Here is an 861-nt window from a genome sequence, read left to right as displayed (position 1 = left end):
CGAGGGGTGTCTGCGGATGAAGTCGTAGAGGCGCTGCACGTTGCCCAGCGTAGGAACGGGGACGAGGGGGAGGGGTCAACCGAAGGGTCGATCCGGGAGCGATCACCGTACTCCCCAAGGTGGAGAAGCGCCCCTCCGCCCGGTCCCCGCCACCCCTCCCCCGGTCACCCCCGCCGCCCCGCGCCCCCACCCCGCGAAGCCCCGCCCCGCGAAGCCCCACCCCCCGAAGCCCCACCCAGCAGCGCCGCCAGCCCCCGCGCGCCCGCCACGTCCCCTGCCGCCTCGCCCGCCCCGAGCCCCACCCCCTGGAGCAGCCACCCGAAGCCGCCCAGCCCCGCCGGGTCGGTCAGTTCGGCCGCTTCCCCGGCTCCCGCCAGGGCCCGGACGTACGCGGCGGGGTCGGTGCTCGCGAGCGAGAGCGGCGGTCTGCTCCCCGCGAGGCCGAGCACGCGCAGTGCCTCGCGTTGGCGGGTGAGCGTCGCGGGGCCGTGGTGCGCGGTCGCGGCGGCGCAGGCGTCGAGTGCCACGTGGGCGGTGAGGTCCGTCGTGCCGTCCGGTACGGGGGCGACCTCGCGGCCCGCGCGGAACCCGGTGAGCGTCCCGAAGGCGGGGCGCGTGTGCGCGGAGTGCGCGTAATCGACGGCGACGGCGAGGCCCCGCCCGAGGTGCGAGACCGCCGCCGCCCAAGCGGCATCCCGCCCCACGCCGGACTCGGCCCGCATCCCCGGCTCGGCCCGCGCCCCGGCCTCTTCCCGGCCCCCCGCCTCACCGCACACGCCCGCCCCCGCGAGCGCCCCCACCTCCACGGGCGTCCCCGCCCCCGCGCCGTCCCCGTCCTCCCCCACCGGCCACCACCGCGCG

1 pseudogene is annotated in these 861 nt (G+C 79.4%); it reads right to left on the bottom strand.

The window, feature by feature from the left end:
• Positions 1 to 164 precede the first annotated feature (164 nt).
• Positions 165 to 861 (bottom strand): annotated as a pseudogene (locus G3I42_RS14755) (hypothetical protein); the annotation flags it as partial.

It is taken from the genome of Streptomyces sp. SID11385 (genome assembly GCF_010548245.1).
GTDB lineage: Bacteria > Actinomycetota > Actinomycetes > Streptomycetales > Streptomycetaceae > Streptomyces.
The sequence above is the reverse complement of the archived record's forward strand: the minus strand, read 5'-3'. Positions and strand labels throughout refer to the sequence as shown.